The organism is Streptomyces bikiniensis (genome assembly GCF_000716625.1).
GTDB lineage: Bacteria > Actinomycetota > Actinomycetes > Streptomycetales > Streptomycetaceae > Streptomyces > Streptomyces bikiniensis.
The window spans coordinates 69192-85240 of the sequence record NZ_JNXJ01000012.1 but is presented as its reverse complement, the minus strand read 5'-3'; the positions used below and the strand labels follow the sequence as shown (position 1 = coordinate 85240).

Here is a 16049-nt window from a genome sequence, read left to right as displayed (position 1 = left end):
CCGGACCGGCGCCGACGACCCGGGCTCACCCCGCCGGGGTCGTCGGCGTCCCGTCGCCGCCGCGCCACCACGCCAGGGCGACGAGGGACGCGGCCAGGACGAGGCCCGCGACCACCCGGAAGCCGAAGGCCATCGCGCTGGAGAAGACCTCCGAGCCGTGCGAGGAGAGGGACGTCCCCATGACGGCGACGCCCAGCGCGCTGCCGATCTCGCGGGTCGCGCCGTTCAGGCCCGACCCGAGACCCGCCCGGGACTGCGGGAGGGAGCCCATGACGGCGGCCGAGAGGACCGGCACGCACAGGCCCATGCCCAGGGAGAGGACCAGGAGGAAGAGGGCGTAGACGGGGTACGGGGTGGCGGCGGTGGCGAAGGACGTCAGGACGAGCCCGCCGACGATGCCCGCCAGGCCGGCGGTGACGACGCCGTCGCCGAAGCGGGCGGCCAGCCGGATGCTGTGGCGCGAGGCGACCGCCATGCCGACCGCGAGGGGAGCGATCGCGCACCCGGCGACCAGCGGCGAGTACCCCTTGGCGTACTGGAGGTACTGGGCGTTGACGTAGAACAGGGAGAACAGGCCGAAGAACGCGACCCCGACGCCGAGGGAACCGGCCCGCAGCCTGCGGATCCGGAAGACGCGCGGGTCGAGCAGCGGACGGTCCGCGCGGAGCGAGCGCACCACGAACAGCGCGAGGAGACCGGCCGAAAGCAGCAGCCCGCCGATCACCCGCACGGATGCCCAGCCGGACGAGGGCCCCTCGATGATCCCGTACAGCAGGGCTCCGACGCCCGTGACGAGCAGCGCCGAGCCGGGCAGGTCCAGGTTCGCGGGCCGCCGTTCGCCGCGCGGCGCGCAACGGGCCGCGAGCAGGCCGAGGACGGCGGCGAGCGGCGCGACCGACAGGAACAGGCCCTGCCACGGCAGGTACTGCAGGGCCAGGCCCCCGCCGACGTTCCCGGCGACGCCGGCGACGCCGGTCGCGGCCGTCCAGACGGCGACCGCCTGCGGCCGTCCGGCCGGTTCGGTCACCTCCAGCATCAGCGACAGGGTGGCCGGCATGACCAGGGCCGCCCCGACGCCGGTGACGGCCCGGCCGGCGATCAGGACGGCGACGCCGGGGGCCGCCGCCGAGACCAGGGCGCCGGCCGCCACCAGGCCGAGGCCGGCAAGCAGCGCGCCCTTGCGGCCGTACCGGTCGCCGAGCGCGCCCGCCGGGATCAGCAGGCAGCCGAAGACCAGCACGTAGGTGTCGACGATCCACAGCAACTGGCCGGGGGAGGGCGCGAGTCCGCTCGCCGCCAGCTTCGGGATCGCGAGGTTGACCGCGGCCACCAGCGACACCACCAGCACGGAGCACGCCGCCATCACGGCGTACACGGCCCGGCGGCCGACGGGACGCGGCGCGGAACGCACGTCATCCAGGGTCATGGGAAGGATCTTTCGTTCGAGGGGCCCGGAGTTCTAGGAGCCCGGAGGAGGGGCCCGGAGTTCGAGGAGCCCGGAGGAGGACCGGAAGGAGAACCGGGGAGAGAGGGGGTCGGCCGACCGCACTGCCACGGTAGGGTCGCAACGGACTTGCCTTCAAATGCAACTTTGCGAAGAGATAAGTGCACGCCATGCAACTGAACGTGAATTCGAATCTCGATCTGAACCTGCTGGTCGCCCTGGACGCCCTCCTCGAAGAGGGCAGCGTCGGCGGCGCCGCCGACCGGCTCGACCTGTCGTCGCCCGCGATGAGCCGTACCCTCGGCCGTATTCGGCGCGCCCTGGGAGACCCCGTACTGGTCCGGTCCGGGCGGACCATGGTCCCCACCCCGCGCGCCCTGGCCGTACGGGCCGAGGTCCACGAACTGGTCGTACGGGCCCGCGCCGTCTTCGCGCCGGCCGGCGAGACCGACCCGGCCCGCCTCGAACGGACCTTCACCGTCCAGGCCGACGAGTCCCTGGTCGTCCGCCTCGGCGCGCCGCTCCTCACCCGGATGCGGGCCGAGGCCCCGGGCGTCTCCCTGAGGTTCCTGGGCGAAGGCCCGCAGGACGTGCAGTTCCTCCGTGAGGACCTGGCCGACCTGGAACTCGGCGACGTCGCCGGAACCGGCCCCGAGACCCGCATCGAACCGCTCCTGGAGGACCGCTTCGTGGGCGTCGTCCGAACCGGGCACCCCCTCCTGGACGGCGGGGTCACCCTCGCCGGGTTCGCCGCCGCCGACCACCTCAACCACTCGCGCCGGGGCCGGTTCACCGGCCCGATCGACACGGCCCTGGCCGAACACGGCCTGGAGCGCAGGGTCGTGGCCGTCTACCCGACCTTCGCCTCGGCCCTCCTCGCCCTGCTCGACACCGACTTCGTCGGCATCCTCGGGGAACGCGTCCACTCGGCCACGGCCCGCCGCTTCGGCCTGGCCACCTTCCCGATCCCCCTCGACCTGCCGTCCCTCCGCCTCTCCCTCGCCTGGCACCCCCGGTACGAGGCCGACCCCGCCCACGCCTGGCTGCGCGGCCTGGTGGGCGAGGTCGTCAGGAGCGAGCTGGGCGGCGATACCGGGTGAAACCGCCCCACTCGACCGAGAGTTGGGGCCGAATCCACCCGCCGTCCATCCGGGGTGATCGGTCCGGGCGTACATTGCGGCGCGTGGACATCCCCCTCGCGTTCCGCTGGGTCTTCGTGGCCCTGGTGGTCCTGCAACTCGCCGCCCTCGTTCCCGTCCTGCGCCGGCTGCGCGACCCCGCGCCGGAACGGCGCACCGGGGCCGGGCTGGACCTCCTCGACGCGGTCGGCGGCGTGACGGCCCTCGCCGGCTTCACCTTCGGCGACTTCGCGGTCACGCTGGCCGGCGTGGCGTGCGTGGGCGCGGCCCTCACGGCGAAGGGGATCCTCCGGTACCGCGCCCGGGAGCGGACCTGACCCACCGGCACCGGCGCACGGGCGCCGCCCGGCGCCGGGCGAGGGCTCAGCGCGGAGCCCCGCCCTCCCGTCCGGCGGCGCGCGAGCGCCGGTGAGCCGCGACCCGCTCACGGGTGGCGCACCGGCGGGAGCAGTAGCGGCGCTCCTGCCCGGCGCCCTGGGCGAGGAAGACGTTCCGGCAGCCGGACGAGGCGCAGATCCCGCCCGGCGGGCGTCGACGGTCCCAGAGGAGGACGGTCAGGGCCATGCACGACGAGGCGAGCAGCCACTCGTCCCAGGGCGCGTCGTCGCCGGAGTCCAGGTGGGGGTGCCAGGGGGAGGCGCCGCCGTGGGAGGAGAGCCGCAGCGGTCCGGTGTGCTCCCGCAGGAGGCGGTTGAGGACGGCGGCGGCCCCGTCGACGTGCCCGGCGGCGAAGACCTCCCGCAGCAGCGCGGCGGCCGCGCGCATCCCGGCGACATCATGGGTGGTGAGGTCGAGGGGCTCCGCCTCGCCGTACGCGCGGAGCACCGCGGCGACCCCGGCGGGGTCGGGGGAGTCGCCGGAGAGCGCGTTGACCAGGTCGACGGTCCGTCGCGCGGTGGTCTGTACGGAGTGCCGGGCGGACCGGTCGTCGACGGGAGAGGACACCGGGAGAATGTAACGCACCTTGCCGGGTTTTGAGTTACCTCCGTAACGTCCCGCAGATGAAGAGGCGTTACTCCTTTCCCGTCCACCTCACCGGAGCGGCGGTGGCCCGTACCGGGGACGAGATGTCGGGACCGGCCCTGATGCTGGCCGGGTTCGCGCTGACCGGATCGGCCGCCGACGCATCGCTGCTGCTCGCGGGCGTCACGGTCTCCTCCGTCCTGGGCGGCCCGGTGCTCGGGACGCTCCTCGACCGGGCGGAACGGCCCGGCCGCCTCCTCGCGGCGGCCCTCGCCCTGTACGCGGCGGGCCTGACGGCGGTCCTCGTGGGCCTCGGCCGGCTGCCGCTCGTGCTCACCCTCGCTCTCGCCGTACTGGCGGGGCTGCTCGGGCCGGCCCTGTCGGGCGGCTGGACGGCCCAACTCCCCGCCGTCGTACGAGGCGACCGCCTGGCCCGGGCGAACGCGCTCGACGCCATGACGTTCGGTGCGGCCGGACTGGCCGGCCCGGCCCTCGCCGGAGGCACGGCCGAGGTGCTGGGCGCCCCGGCGGCCGTGGTGGTCTCCGCGGTGCTCGTCGCCCTCGCCCTGCCCGCCGCGTGGGCCGTACCGGTGACCGATAACCCGTCCGCGGTGACCGCCGGAGCGGCGAATCGTTCTGCCTGACGTGAAGAAGATGCTCCTGGCCGCCCTCGCGGCCGCCTCCGCCACCGCCCTGATCGCTCCGGCCGCCACCGCGGCCCCGGAGACCGCCGACGCCGCCGCCACCGCGGTCCCCGCCGTCCTCGACGCGGCCGCCCTGCCCGGCGCCCCCGCGACGGACCACGCGGGGACGAGGACCCAGTGGCCCGAGACCCTCGGACTGCCGAAGGCCTGGGCCGAGAAGGTGATCCTGCGGGACCGGCCGGACCTGGAGATCCAGCACGTCCCCGAGGGCGCGCTGGTCACCATGGACTACAACGAGAACCGCGTCCGGATCGTCCACAACGCCTTCGGCCTCGTCACCCAGGTCCCCGCCATCGGCTAGGGGCGTCCGGCGGATCGGGGCCGGTACAGGCCCCTGATCCGCCCCGCGGAGCACGCCCGAGGCCGCGGACCCGCGTCGCACGACCCCCCTCACCCGATTGCCCGCACAGATGTCGTCACCGCCGCCGTGCCGTGACGATGATCGCAAAGGCCACCGAGGAGACGAGCGTCGAGAAGGCGTGCGCCCGGGAGACGAGGGCGTCGCATGGTTCAGGGATTCTCCAGGGAGCCGGGGACCCACGGTCCGCTCACCGAGGTCGCGCCGGAGGGAATCCGGAGGATCACCCTCTGGGCGGCCGCGATCGCGCTGGGCGGCTTCCTGTTCGGCTTCGACACCGGTGTCGTCTCCGGCGCGCTCCTTTACATCAAGGAGGACTTCGACCTCAACGCCTTCGAACAGGGCAGCGTGGTCAGCGTCCTGCTCATCGGCGCCGTCGTCGGCGCCACCTCGGCGGGCCGCCTCGCCGACCGGCTCGGCAGGCGCAGGGCCCTGCGCCTCATCGGCGTCGTGTTCGTGCTCGGCACCGCGATCGCCGCCCTGGCGAACGGCTACCTGACGCTCATGGCGGGCCGGATCGTCCTCGGCCTCTCCGTCGGCGCCGCCTCCGCCACGGTGCCGGTCTACCTCTCGGAGATCTCGCCGACGAGGATCCGCGGCCGGCTGCTCACCATGAACCAGCTCATGATCACGGTCGGCATCCTCGTCGCGTACCTCGTCAACCTCGCCTTCGCGAGCAGCGAGGCGTGGCGGGCCATGTTCGCCGTCGGCGCGATCCCCGCCCTCCTCATGATCGCCGCCACGCTGTGGCTGCTGCCCGAGTCGCCGCAGTGGCTGATCGCCCACGGCCAGGAGGACGTGGCACGCCGGGGGATCGCCGAACTGACCGACGGGCCGACGGCCGACGAACTAGTACGGCGCGCCCGGCAGCGCACGGCCGAGGACCGCGAGAAGCAGAGGCGCAACGAGGCGGCGGGCGGAAAGGGAACCCGGCGGCTGCTCGCCCCCGACGTGCGGCCCGCCCTGATCGTCGGACTCACCCTCGCCGCCGTCCAGCAGTTCGCCGGCATCAACACGATCATCTACTACGCGCCGACCATCATCCAGCAGACCGGACTCGACGCCTCGAACGCCATCCTCTACTCCGTCTTCATCGGCCTGATCAACCTGGTCATGACGCTGGTGGCGATCAAGCTGGTGGACCGGGTGGGCCGGCGGCCCATGGTCCTCGCCTCGCTCGCCCTGATGACGGTCTCGATCTTCATGCTGGGCCTGGCGTTCGTCGTGGACATGAACTCGGAACTGACCCTGGTCTTCATGGTGGTCTACATCGCCGCCTTCGCGGGCGGCCTCGGACCCGTCTTCTGGACCCTGATCGGGGAGATCTTCCCGCCCTCCGTCCGGGCCGAGGGATCGAGCCTCTCCACCGCCGTCAACTGGGTCTCCAACTTCGTCGTCAGCCTCGCCTTCCTGCCCCTGGCCCACCTCATCGGCCAGGGCGAGACCTTCTGGATCTTCGCGGGGATCTGCCTCTTCGCGTTCCTCTTCGTCAGCCGCTACCTGCCCGAGACCCGCGGCCGCGACCCCGAGCAGATCGAAGAGGCCCTCGACGCCCGCTTCCCGCACGGACCGGACCGCCCGGACCGCCCGGACCGCCCCGGCGACCCCCGGGGGACGGCATCCCCGCAGAAAGGACGCTCGCGATGAGCGACACCCTCCTCGGTCCCGACGACCTCGAGACGGCCGACGCCCTCGTCCTCTTCGGCATCACCGGCGACCTCGCCAAGAAGATGCTGCTGCCCGCCCTCTACCGGCTCACCGAGGACGACCGGCTCACCGTCCCCGTCATCGGCGTGGCCGCCGGCGACTGGGACGACGAGGCGCTCCGCCGCCACGCCCGGGAGGCGGTCGCCGCCGCCGTCCCCGACCTCGACGAGGAGGTCTTCGCCCGGCTCGCGGCGAACCTGTCCATCGTCACCGGCGACTTCACCGACAAGGCCACCTTCGAACGGCTCCGCGAGGCCGTCGCCGGACACGGCTTCGTCACCCACTACCTGGCGATCCCGCCCTCCCTGTTCACCACCGTCGCCCGCGCCCTCGCCGACGCCGGCCTGAACCGCCACGCCCGCCTGGTGGTCGAGAAGCCGTTCGGCCACGACCTGGAATCCGCGCGGAGGCTCCAGGAGGAACTGAGCACCTGCTTCGACGACCACCACCTGCTGCGCGTCGACCACTTCCTCGGCAACGCCGCCGTGGAGAGCCTGATGGTCGCCCGCTTCGCCAACACCCTCCTCGCCCCCATCTGGCACCGCTCCTACGTCGACAACGTCCAGATCACCCTCGCCGAGGACTTCGACGTCGCCGACCGCGGCTCCTTCTACGACGCCGTCGGCTGTCTGCGCGACGTCGTCCAGAACCACCTGCTCCAGGTCCTCGCCTTCCTCGCGATGGACCCGCCCAGCGTCTCCAACGCCCGTGCCCAGGGACTGGAGAAGTGGCGGGTGCTGCACGCCACCCGCACCATGGAGCCCGCCGCCACCGTCCGCGGCCAGTACGAGGGCTACCTCGACGTCAAGGGCGTCAAGCCGGACTCCACCACCGAGACGTACTTCGCCACCCGCCTGTTCATCGACAACTGGCGCTGGTCCGGCGTCCCCTTCTACCTGCGCAGCGGCAAGGCGCTGGCCGTCACCGCCACCGAGGTGATCGTCCAGCTCCGCACGCCGCCCCTCGAACTCTTCGGCGGCGACGCCTCGGAGACCCCGCCCAACCTCATCCGCTTCCGCATCGACGGCGACACCGGCATCCGGGCCGACCTGATGCTCCGCAAGCCCGAGGAGGGCGTGGAGCAGCCGGTGACCGTGCCCATCGGCGTCGACTTCGCGAAGGTCCTCGGGCGGCAGGAGCTGCCGTACGAGAACATCCTCCGGGGTGCCGTCGTCGGCAACCCCGAGACCTTCGCCTTCTTCCCCACGATCCTGGAGTGCTGGCGGATCGTCGGGCCCGTCCTCGACCCCGCCGAACCGCCCCTGCCGTACGCCCCCGGCACCTGGGGCCCCGAAGCGGCCGACCGGCTCCCCGACCTGGAGCACTGGCACCAGCCGGGGCGGCGCCTCTTCGAGGACGTCGACTGACGGACCGGCGCCCCGCGGGGGAAGCCGACGGGAGACGGACGGAAAGGGGACGATGGCCGAGGCACGCAGGCGCGTCGGGGACAACCTGTGGCCGGTGCTCCAGCAGGCCGTGGCCGCCGCCCTGTCCTGGTGGATCGCGGACGACCTCATCGACCACCACGTCCCCCTGTTCGCCCCGATCGCCACCCTCGTGGCCCTCAACACCCCCCTGGGCGGACGCGGCACCAACACCGTACGGGTCCTGGTCGGCGTCATCACCGGCGTCGTCGTCGGACAGCTCGCCTTCGCCCTCCTCGGCCACGGCACCGTCGCCGTCGGCGCGGCCGTGCTGTGCGCGCTCCTCGTCGCGCTCCTCCTCGACGGCGAACGCATCACCATGGCCCAGGCCGCCGTCGGCGCGGTCATCTGCGTCGCCGCCGGACAGCAGGCCGGTGTCGACCGCGTCCTGGACGCGCTCGTCGGCGGCGCCGTCGCCCTCGTCTTCAGCCAGCTCCTCTTCCCCGTACATCCCCTCGCCCTGCTCAGGAAGGCCGAGTCCACCACCCTGTCCGGCCTCGCGCGCGCCCTCGCCCTCACGGCGCGCGAGATGGACGCCGGGGACGACGAACGGACCCTCCGCACCTGGGACGAGGTGCGCACGGTCTACGCGCTCCTCGACGACCTGGGCCGGGCGCGCGCCGACAGCATCGCCGTCGCCGGTCGCACCCTCCACCGGCGCGGCGGCAGGGAACCCCTCACCCGCGAGACGGCCACCGCGCTGCAACTGGACCTGCTCGGGAACAGCTGCTTCACCCTCGTCCGCCGCGCCCTCGCCCTGGACACCCGGCGCCGCCAGGAGTTCGCCCCCACGCTGCGGGCCCTGTCCGGGGTCCTGGACGCCCTCGCGGCGGCGCCCGGCAGCCGCGCGGTCCGCCGGCACGCGACCCGCCGGGTCCTCGACGCCGTCCGGGACGCCCCGGACGCCGGACCCGCCCCCACGGTCACCGTGTGGGAGAACGTACGCCTCGTCGCCCAGGACGTCCTGGTCTTCGCGGGGGTCGACGCCGAAACGGCCGAACGGGCCGTCCACGACGGCGCCACGGAGGTCCCCGTCCCGGACCCGCCGCGCCGGGGACGGACCCTGCCGCCGCGCCGGCGCCGGCCCTGACCGGGCGGGCCCCCGCACCCCACCGCCACCGTTACCGCGCCGCGTCCGCCCCGTCCGGGATCTCCTGCTCCGCCCAGATCGTCTTGCCGTGCCGTGTGTAGCGGCAGCCCCACCGGGTGGTGAGCTGGGCGACCAGGTACAGGCCCCGGCCGCCCTCGTCGGTGAGCAGGGCGCGGCGCATGCGGGGCTGGGTGGCGCTCGGGTCGGACACCTCGCAGACCAGGCGCCCCGCCCGGATGAGCCGCACCTCGACCGGCCCGCCGGCGTACCGGATGGCGTTGGTGACCAGCTCGCTCAGGACGAGTTCGGTGGTGAAGGCCAGCTCCGCGAGCCCCCAGTCGTCCAGCTGCCGGGCCGCGGCCCCGCGCACCTCGGCCACCGCGGCCGGATCGGCGGCCACCGGCCAGACGACGTGGTCGTACGACGGCACCGCGCGGGTACGGGCGAGCAGCAGGGTGATGTCGTCGGTGAGGTGGTCGGCGGGACGCCCGGCGACGATCTCGCGGCCGAGCCTGCGCAGCGGCGTGTCGAAGACGCCCGGCTCCGCGAGGCGGCGGGCGAGTTCGGCCATGCCCTCGTCGACGTCGCGCTCCCGGCTCTCGATCAGGCCGTCGGTGTAGAGGGCGAGGATGCTCCCCGGCTCCACGTCGACCTCGGCGATCTCGAACGGCAGTCCGCTCACCCCCAGGGGCGGCCCGGGGTTCAGCGGGACGAAGGAGACGGTTCCGTCCGGGGCCGCCACGGCCGGCGGCGGATGCCCGGCGGAGGCCATGACGAACCGCCGGGACACCGGGTCGTAGATCGCGTACAGGCAGGTCGCGCCGATCGGATCGGTCCGGGGCCGGGCGGGCCCCGTCGCGTCGTCGGGCTCGTCGCTCCCGTCGGTCTCCACGCCCAGCTGGGAGACCAGGTCGTCCAGGTGCACGAGCAGCTCGTCCGGCTCCAGGTCGAGGTCGGCGAGGGTGCGGACCGCGGTCCGCAGGCGCCCCATCATCGCCGTGGCCGCCAGGCCGTGACCGACGACGTCGCCGGCGACCAGCGCGACCCGGGCGGACGAGAGCGGGATGACGTCGAACCAGTCGCCGCCGACGCCGGTCCCGGTGTCGGCCGGCAGATAGACCCCGGCGGTGGTCACGGCGACGTTCTCGGCCTCCGAGGGCGGCAGCAGACTGCGCTGGAGCCCCACCGAGGCGCGGTGCTCGCGGGTGTAGCGGCGGGCGTTGTCCAGGGCGAGCGCGGCATGGCCGGCGATCTCGTGCAGCAGATGCAGGTCGGCCGCCTCGTACGGCGGTTTCCCGGCGTCCCGGTGGACGGTCATGCGCCCGAGGACGCTGCCTCGGGCGCGCAGCGCGACGGTCATCGAGGTGAGCGGGTCGGCCGGCTGCGCGGGGGCGTCGGGCCTGGCCAGGACGACGTGGTCGAGCGGGGGCTCCGCCGTCCTGTGCCCGGACACGGCGGTCCGGCGCAGCGGCATGCTGCCGTCCGGGCCGGGAGTCGGCTCCTCGCCGGTGAACACCTCCTCCGCGATCTCCACCACGGCCAGGTCGCCCACCGCCGGCACGAGCGCCGCCGCCAGGTCCTCGGCGGTGCCGACCACCGAGAGGGAGCCGCCGACGGCCGCGGTCACGCGGTGCAGCACGGACAGGCGCTCACTGGTCCGGCGCAGCTCGGTGACGTCCGTGAACAGCGCGGTCACCCCGAACACCTGCCCGTCGGGCGCCTGCAACCGGAACGCCGAGATGGTCATCACCGCCCCGCTCCCGGGCTCCTGGAGGGTGCGGACCGTCTCCTCCGCCCGCACCAGCGGCAGTCCCGTCCGCAGCACCTCGCGCAGCTGCCGCTCGATGGACGCGGCGTCCTCGGCGTACAGGAAGTCCATCAGGCGCAGGCCGCGCAGGTCCGGCGCGAGCCCGGTGTACGGGAGGAGGTGGGTGTTGGTCCTGACCAGCCGCAGGTCCAGGTCGAAGACGGCCAGGCCGAGCCGGTCCTGGAGGAACAGCTCCGTGGTGAACGCCTGGTCCTGCCGCCACCGGGCCGCCGTCCCCTCCGGGGCCGCGAGGACGAAGTACCGGGGCGCCCCGGCGCACGCGCCGGCGTCCGTGAGCGGCAGGACCTGGAAGTCGACCCTCAGCTCCCCGCCGGTGCCCGTGCGCACCACGGACACCCCGGACCAGGCCTCCGGCCACTGGTCGGACGGCGGTACGCGCCGGGTGTCCGGATCCTTGAGCAGGTCCCCGATGTACCGTCCGCAGGCCCGGTCGGCGGGCAGGGAGAGCAGCTCCTCCGCCGCGCGCGTCCACCCGATGATCCGGCCCTCGGCGTCGAGCAGCGCCCCCGCGGCCTCACCGGCGAAGGGCAGCCCCCGGTACTCCGGTGCGAAGGGCGGGATCTCGTCGTCCACCTCGTGCTCTGCCTCCCTCACACGGCACGGCGCCCCCGCGGGCTCGCCCCGAGGGTCTCCTCCATGTCACACGGGCCCCCTGCTGCACGAGGCCGGACCTCCATCATCTCTCCGCGGGCCCCGCCCGCCAGTCGACCGGACCCGCTCCGGCCCCGGCCCGCACCGGCCCGCCGCCGTCCGGACCCGGCGCCCGGCCCCGGACGGCGCGCACCACAGAACCGGCCGCACTGGGCCGAAAGAGAGACCCGGGACCGCCCGGCGGGCCAAGGCCGGACAGGCCCTAGTCGCCGCCGCCGCCACCGCCCCCGCCGTCACCACCGCCTCCGCCGTCGCCTCCGCCGGAGCCCCCGCTGCCGCCGTCGCCGCCGTCCGAGCCCCAGCCGTCGTTGCCGCCGGGCTCGTTGTCCTCGCCCCCGCCGCCGAGGTTGCTGAACCAGGGGCGGCCCCACCACTCGTCCACGGCGATCGGCTCGCCCCCGCCCGCCGGCACCCGCTGCGACCGGAAGCGGGCCGAGCCCGTGGTGTCCCCGAGGCCGAAGGCGGTGGCGAAGGCGTGCGCCATGGCGGCGTCCAGCGGGTCGGAGGTCTCGTACCGCACCGGGCCGAGCGGCAGCAGGACCGTCCCCGGTTCGAGCACCGGCCGGGACGGGAGCCGGGTCAGCAGGGCGACGCGCCGCTCGCCGCGCAGCAGCCAGGAACTCCCCGAGCTCTCCCGCCGCAGCACCCAGTGCTGCCCCGGCAGCCACGCCTCCACCGAGCTCTTCGACCTGCGCAGCTTCTTCGTGAGGACGAGCCTCGCCGGGGTGTCGCCGACGGTCAGGCGCAGGCCCTTGGACGCGTCGGGGGAGTCGGCGCGGAAGCCGTGGGGCGCCCGGAGCCGTACGACGGGGGCGTGCGCGCCGAACACGTCCACGCGCACCAGGCGCCGGTCCACGGCGACGGCGACCGGCCCGGCGGGCCCCTCCGCGTACCGCCGCGCCATCCACAGCGGCACGCCCTCGGCCCGGGCCCGGGCCGCCGCCCCGGCCACCCCCTCCGGCCCGCCGCTCCGCCGTACCGCCAACTCGCCCAGGGCGCGGGCGAACTCGGCGGCCCGGCGCACCTTCACCGGCGTACCGGTCCCGGTGACGCGGGTCACGGGGACGATTCCGGGCCCCTCCGGCAACCCGGCCAGCGGGCGTTCCGACCCGCCGCCGCCGAGCCACCGGCCGCGCAGGAAGGCCTCGGCCATGGCGGTGAGGTTCAGCTCCTTCAGGGGCGTGGTCCTGCCGCCCCTGCGCAGACCGTCCTCGGTCAGCCCGACGATCCGCGCCAGCGGATTCCACGACTGCTCGCCGTAGAGCACGTCATCCACGACAACCCCCCTGTGTGCCCGTCGTCCGACCGGCGCCCCCGGCGGGGGCGCCGCACGTCCCGTTGCGCGCGGCGGAACACCACGGCACGGCCTCCGTCCGCGCCGGCCCGCTCACGAGGACGCCCGGCGTACGGGCCGGCCCTCGCCGGGCGCGGCGGCCGGGGCGTGCGGGCCGCAGGAGAAGCGGGCCGCGGCCAGGGCCGGGTCCCCCTCCTTCGCGCCCTCGACGGGCACGGAGCACTCCAGGACCCCCGAGCCGTCGACGACCCAGCTCGTCGCGCGGCCCGTCGACCGCTCGCCGCTCCCGCAGGTGTACTGGAAGTCGGCGACGACCTGCTCCACCCAGGAGTAGGTCACGAAGGTCCCGGCGCCCTCCATCTCGGTACCGCCCGTCCGCGGATCCGGTGCGGGCCGGTGGACGTCGGTGAACCCGGTGGCGTCGCCGTCGGCCCCGACGTCCCCGGTGCGGGCGCCCAGCGAGCGGAGCACGGCCTTCGCGTCGATCCTCGGCCCCCGGTCGAAGTCGACCGCGACGCGCGGTGTGCGCAGGGGCCTCACCTCGTGCGTGAGCGCGCCGCCCCCCTCGCCGAGCGTCTGCTTCTCGGCGACCCCGGTCAGGACGCTCCGCCGGTCCACGTCGGACCACGTGTAGACGCCGTTCCCGCACGCGGGGGCGGCCGCCGGCCGGGCCCGGGCGGCCGGCTCCCCGCCGGACGTGCAGGCGGTCGTGCCCGCGAGCAGCGCGGCGACGACGGCGCCCGCCGCGAGGCGGCTCTTCTCGATCCTCATGATGCGTTCCCCCGGGCCATTGGTCGATGGTGGGGCCGACACTGCCCGTACGAACCCCTTCCGACAAGGGAGTTGAGCCACTTCTGAGCTTGGCGGTCCGAGGGGGGACCCGCGCGGCGCGAGGGCTGTCACAGAAGGGCTACTCGGCGGTAATGTTCGGCTCCGTCCGCGCCTTGGGGGAGTGGTACGGGCACCGTCACGCGTTCGATCCCGTCACCGAGCAGGAGCGGGCCCGCGCCGGGCCGGCCGCCGCGATCCCGAACCTGGTCGGGTCGTTGCGCGCCGTGCCCGTCCCGGACGCGGGATCGGGGGTCCCCGCGTGGTCGGTCGGCGACGTCGGCGCCCACCTGGCGGCCGTGCACCTCGCGTACGCCTCCCTCGTCTCACCCGACGAGGCGGTGGACCGGGAGGGCGTCCTGCCGTCCGGCGGGGGACCTTCGTCGCACGCGTCACGGCCGTGAACGCCCGGGCCGTGACCCTGTTCGGCGGCGAGGAGCGCGCGAAGACGCTGGAAGGCGGTCGCGAGCGGGCGGATGCGGGCCGGCGGCCGCAAGCCGTGGCCGGCGATGCGGCTCGGGCCGCTCATCGCCGGTCCCTGAGTCCCTGCCCTCGGTCCGGGCGGCCGTCCCCGATGCGTCCGCCCCTGAGCCCCTGCCCTCGGTCCGGCGGGCCCTGAGCCGCCTGCCCCGGCCGGTCGGTCTCAGACCGTCGTCCGCAGCCGGTCCAGCTCCTCGCCGATCGCGTCCCGCAGGGCGTCGTGCCGCGGGCCGAGCCGGAACCGCTCGTCGCTCCACCGGTCGGGCGGGTACAGCCACACCGGCCTGCCCACGAACTCGGCCGGCTCCCAGTCGAAACGCGGCCACACGTGCGCGTGCAGGAACGGATCGGTGTTCCCCAGGATCTCCAGGTCGACCCGGCGGAAGGCCGGATCCAGACGCCGGCAGGCCCGCTCGACCGCCTTGCCGAGCCGGTCCATCCCGGTGAGGAACGCCAGCCGCTTCGCCCTCGGCAGCCCGGACAGCCGCCGCACGTCCGGTTCGTCCACGAGGAGCACCGAGTAGCCCGGCAGGAACTGCACGTCGCCGATCACCGCGAAGGAGGCGTCCAGACGCCGCAGCACCGTGGGGTTCTCGCCTCGCAGCGCGGTCCCGATCCGGTCTTTCCGCCAGTCGTCCGTCATGCCCGTGAGGCTACCTGTCGGCCGTCAAAGCCCTTTCGGAGCCCTTGCGCCGGACGGTGCCCCGCTGCCACCACCGGCGCCGGACGCGCGGGTGCACCGCGCGGCCCAGGCGCCGCCCGACGAGCAGGTAGCCGAGCAGCGCGCCGCTGGTGTTGAGCATGACGTCGTCGATGTCGAAGGCGCGTCCCGTGATGAGGGCGCCCTGGACCAGCTCGACGAGCAGCATCGTCACGATCGTGAGCAGGGCCACGCGCACCAGGCCGCGGGTCCTGCGCGAGAGCAGCGGCAGCAGGATGCCGAACGGCACGCCGAGCAGCACGTTGCCGCCCAGCTGCTTCACCGTCTCCACGAACTCCGGCTGCCCCAGGTACGCGCGGATGGAGCTGCCCGGCGTCAGGTTGTTGTGAGTCAGGGGCACGGACGCCGGCGACGCGTTCAGGGTGAGCCTGGCCAGGACGATCGCGAACGCCACCATCCCCACGAGGGCGACCAGCGCCACCAGCACCCGGACCACCCGGCCCGGCCGACGCGGTTCCTCCAGGGGCGGCTTCTCCAGGAGCGGCTCCTCCCGGGGCGGCTCGGGAGGTACGGAACCCTCCACCGCCCCGTCCGCGCTCCGGCTCCGTCTCCACATCCTCATGCTCCGCCCCCATCGTCAGGCCTCTCCGAGGAGGTGCGGATACCCGGGAAGCGGCGTCGCAACCCGTGCGCACCGGGCCGGCACGACAACGTCCACAACCGCCCCGGGAGCACCAACGAGCCGTGGATACGGCCGCGTTGTGCATGCACGGAAGCGCGGCGGGCACGAGACGCGCATGGGAGAAGACACGGAGAGCAGACCCACGCGCGAGCCCCGACGGCCCGGACGCGCCACCCGCGGATGGCCCCTCGCGGCCGGACTCCTCGCCCTGATCCTGGTGCTGGTCCTGCTGGGCAGGTTCTTCCAGCCGCCCGGCCTGGGCGACCTGTTCGGGACCGAGACCAAGGACCGCTCCGGCCCCGCCGTCCTGAAGTCGATCCAGGACATGAACCGCCACGAGGGGGCCGTCGGCACCTACCAGGTCGTGGTCGACCTGGAGAAGGACGCCCGGTTCCTGCCCGACGCGATCCGCGGCACCCGCACGCTGTACGTCGCCAGCGGCAGCGTCGGCGCCCACGTCGACTTCTCGGGCCTCGCCGGGGACGCCGTCACCGTCGACGAGGAGCGCACCACCGCCACCCTCCGCCTGCCGCACGCCCGGCTCGACCGGCCGTACCTCGACCCCGAGCGGTCCTACGCGGTCTCCAAGCAGCGGGGACTCCTCGACCGGCTCGGCGACCTCTTCTCCGACAACCCGGCGGGCGAGCAGGCCGTCAACATCCTGGCCGCCCAGCGCATCGGCGAGGCCGCTAAGGAGAGCGACCTGACCAGCCGGGCGGAACGGAACACCACCGCCATGCTCCAGGGGCTCCTTCGCGCCCTCGGCTTCGAGAAGGTCACCGTCACCTACGGCTGA

Annotated in this window: 16 protein-coding genes; 9 read left to right on the top strand and 7 right to left on the bottom strand. The window is 74.5% G+C overall.

Going from position 1 to position 16049, the window contains the following annotated elements; genetic code table 11:
• Nucleotides 1–25: 25 nt before the first annotated feature.
• Complete coding sequence (locus OO47_RS11740; protein ID WP_030207800.1) at nt 26–1426, bottom strand: MFS transporter; 1401 nt, start codon at nt 1424–1426, stop codon at nt 26–28.
• Nucleotides 1427–1614: 188 nt separating this feature from the next.
• Between OO47_RS11740 and OO47_RS11735 the strand changes: the two genes are divergently transcribed.
• Both OO47_RS11735 and OO47_RS36115 read left to right on the top strand, forming a co-directional pair.
• On the top strand, nt 1615–2544 hold the full coding sequence (locus tag OO47_RS11735; protein WP_030207799.1) for a LysR family transcriptional regulator: 930 nt from the start codon (nt 1615–1617) through the stop codon (nt 2542–2544).
• 83 nt (nt 2545–2627) lie between these two features.
• Nucleotides 2628–2900 carry a hypothetical protein gene (locus OO47_RS36115; protein WP_051715421.1) on the top strand — a complete coding sequence of 91 codons (273 nt, stop codon included), beginning with the start codon at nt 2628–2630 and terminating at the stop codon, nt 2898–2900.
• 46 nt (nt 2901–2946) lie between these two features.
• Here the strand turns inward: OO47_RS36115 and OO47_RS11725 are convergent, their stop codons facing one another.
• On the bottom strand, nt 2947–3528 hold the full coding sequence (locus OO47_RS11725) for a CGNR zinc finger domain-containing protein (protein WP_167345320.1): 582 nt from the start codon (nt 3526–3528) through the stop codon (nt 2947–2949).
• 56 nt (nt 3529–3584) lie between these two features.
• On the opposite strand from OO47_RS11725, the gene OO47_RS33340 reads away from it, so the two are divergent.
• The 5 genes from OO47_RS33340 to OO47_RS11705 all read left to right on the top strand — a co-directional run bounded on the left by OO47_RS33340 (nt 3585) and on the right by OO47_RS11705 (nt 8829).
• On the top strand, nt 3585–4190 hold the full coding sequence (locus OO47_RS33340; protein ID WP_078489598.1) for an MFS transporter: 606 nt from the start codon (nt 3585–3587) through the stop codon (nt 4188–4190).
• Between the two features lie 10 nt (nt 4191–4200).
• A complete protein-coding gene (locus OO47_RS33940) occupies nt 4201–4551 on the top strand; it encodes a serine protease inhibitor (RefSeq protein WP_234323139.1) in 351 nt (116 codons plus the stop codon).
• Nucleotides 4552–4755: 204 nt separating this feature from the next.
• The gene (locus OO47_RS11715) at nt 4756–6255 is read left to right on the top strand and encodes a sugar porter family MFS transporter (protein ID WP_030207796.1); all 1500 of its coding nucleotides are present in this window, start codon (nt 4756–4758) and stop codon (nt 6253–6255) included.
• A complete protein-coding gene (gene zwf / locus OO47_RS11710) occupies nt 6252–7682 on the top strand; it encodes a glucose-6-phosphate dehydrogenase (protein ID WP_030207795.1) in 1431 nt (476 codons plus the stop codon). The genes OO47_RS11715 and zwf overlap by 4 nt, the downstream gene beginning before the upstream one ends.
• Before the next feature lie 52 nt (nt 7683–7734).
• Nucleotides 7735–8829, top strand: coding sequence for an FUSC family protein (locus OO47_RS11705; protein WP_051715416.1), 1095 nt, complete (start codon nt 7735–7737; stop codon nt 8827–8829).
• A gap of 31 nt (nt 8830–8860) precedes the next feature.
• On the opposite strand, the gene OO47_RS11700 is transcribed toward OO47_RS11705, so the two are convergent.
• The 3 genes from OO47_RS11700 to OO47_RS11690 form a co-directional block, all read right to left on the bottom strand.
• On the bottom strand, nt 8861–11230 hold the full coding sequence (locus OO47_RS11700; RefSeq protein WP_234323134.1) for a SpoIIE family protein phosphatase: 2370 nt from the start codon (nt 11228–11230) through the stop codon (nt 8861–8863).
• Nucleotides 11231–11510: 280 nt separating this feature from the next.
• Complete coding sequence (locus tag OO47_RS11695) at nt 11511–12584, bottom strand: hypothetical protein (RefSeq protein WP_030207781.1); 1074 nt, start codon at nt 12582–12584, stop codon at nt 11511–11513.
• 111 nt (nt 12585–12695) lie between these two features.
• Nucleotides 12696–13373 (bottom strand): hypothetical protein, encoded by a 678-nt coding sequence (locus OO47_RS11690; protein WP_030207778.1) that lies wholly within the window; start codon nt 13371–13373, stop codon nt 12696–12698.
• Between the two features lie 152 nt (nt 13374–13525).
• Between OO47_RS11690 and OO47_RS36110 the strand changes: the two genes are divergently transcribed.
• A complete protein-coding gene (locus OO47_RS36110; RefSeq protein WP_030207776.1) occupies nt 13526–13834 on the top strand; it encodes a hypothetical protein in 309 nt (102 codons plus the stop codon).
• A gap of 239 nt (nt 13835–14073) precedes the next feature.
• Here OO47_RS36110 and OO47_RS11680 read toward each other — a convergent pair whose 3' ends face one another.
• Complete coding sequence (locus OO47_RS11680) at nt 14074–14553, bottom strand: diadenosine tetraphosphate hydrolase (protein ID WP_030207771.1); 480 nt, start codon at nt 14551–14553, stop codon at nt 14074–14076.
• Between the two features lie 10 nt (nt 14554–14563).
• On the bottom strand, nt 14564–15187 hold the full coding sequence (locus tag OO47_RS11675) for a VanZ family protein (RefSeq protein ID WP_199812294.1): 624 nt from the start codon (nt 15185–15187) through the stop codon (nt 14564–14566).
• Between the two features lie 181 nt (nt 15188–15368).
• Between OO47_RS11675 and OO47_RS11670 the strand changes: the two genes are divergently transcribed.
• Nucleotides 15369–16049 (top strand): DUF4230 domain-containing protein, encoded by a 681-nt coding sequence (locus OO47_RS11670; protein WP_030207766.1) that lies wholly within the window; start codon nt 15369–15371, stop codon nt 16047–16049.

Bases quoted from the DNA above. Each gene is read 5' to 3' on its own strand.
- OO47_RS33340 (WP_078489598.1), top strand. From the start codon at position 3,585: ATGAAGAGGCGTTACTCCTTTCCCGTCCACCTCACCGGAGCGGCGGTG.
- OO47_RS11735 (WP_030207799.1), top strand. From the start codon at position 1,615: ATGCAACTGAACGTGAATTCGAATCTCGATCTGAACCTGCTGGTCGCC.
- OO47_RS11690 (WP_030207778.1), bottom strand. From the start codon at position 13,373: ATGAGGATCGAGAAGAGCCGCCTCGCGGCGGGCGCCGTCGTCGCCGCG.
- OO47_RS11675 (WP_199812294.1), bottom strand. From the start codon at position 15,187: ATGTGGAGACGGAGCCGGAGCGCGGACGGGGCGGTGGAGGGTTCCGTA.
- OO47_RS36110 (WP_030207776.1), top strand. From the start codon at position 13,526: ATGTTCGGCTCCGTCCGCGCCTTGGGGGAGTGGTACGGGCACCGTCAC.
- zwf (WP_030207795.1), top strand. From the start codon at position 6,252: ATGAGCGACACCCTCCTCGGTCCCGACGACCTCGAGACGGCCGACGCC.
- OO47_RS33940 (WP_234323139.1), top strand. From the start codon at position 4,201: ATGCTCCTGGCCGCCCTCGCGGCCGCCTCCGCCACCGCCCTGATCGCT.
- OO47_RS11715 (WP_030207796.1), top strand. From the start codon at position 4,756: ATGGTTCAGGGATTCTCCAGGGAGCCGGGGACCCACGGTCCGCTCACC.
- OO47_RS11705 (WP_051715416.1), top strand. From the start codon at position 7,735: ATGGCCGAGGCACGCAGGCGCGTCGGGGACAACCTGTGGCCGGTGCTC.
- OO47_RS11670 (WP_030207766.1), top strand. From the start codon at position 15,369: ATGGGAGAAGACACGGAGAGCAGACCCACGCGCGAGCCCCGACGGCCC.
- OO47_RS11680 (WP_030207771.1), bottom strand. From the start codon at position 14,553: ATGACGGACGACTGGCGGAAAGACCGGATCGGGACCGCGCTGCGAGGC.
- OO47_RS11740 (WP_030207800.1), bottom strand. From the start codon at position 1,426: ATGACCCTGGATGACGTGCGTTCCGCGCCGCGTCCCGTCGGCCGCCGG.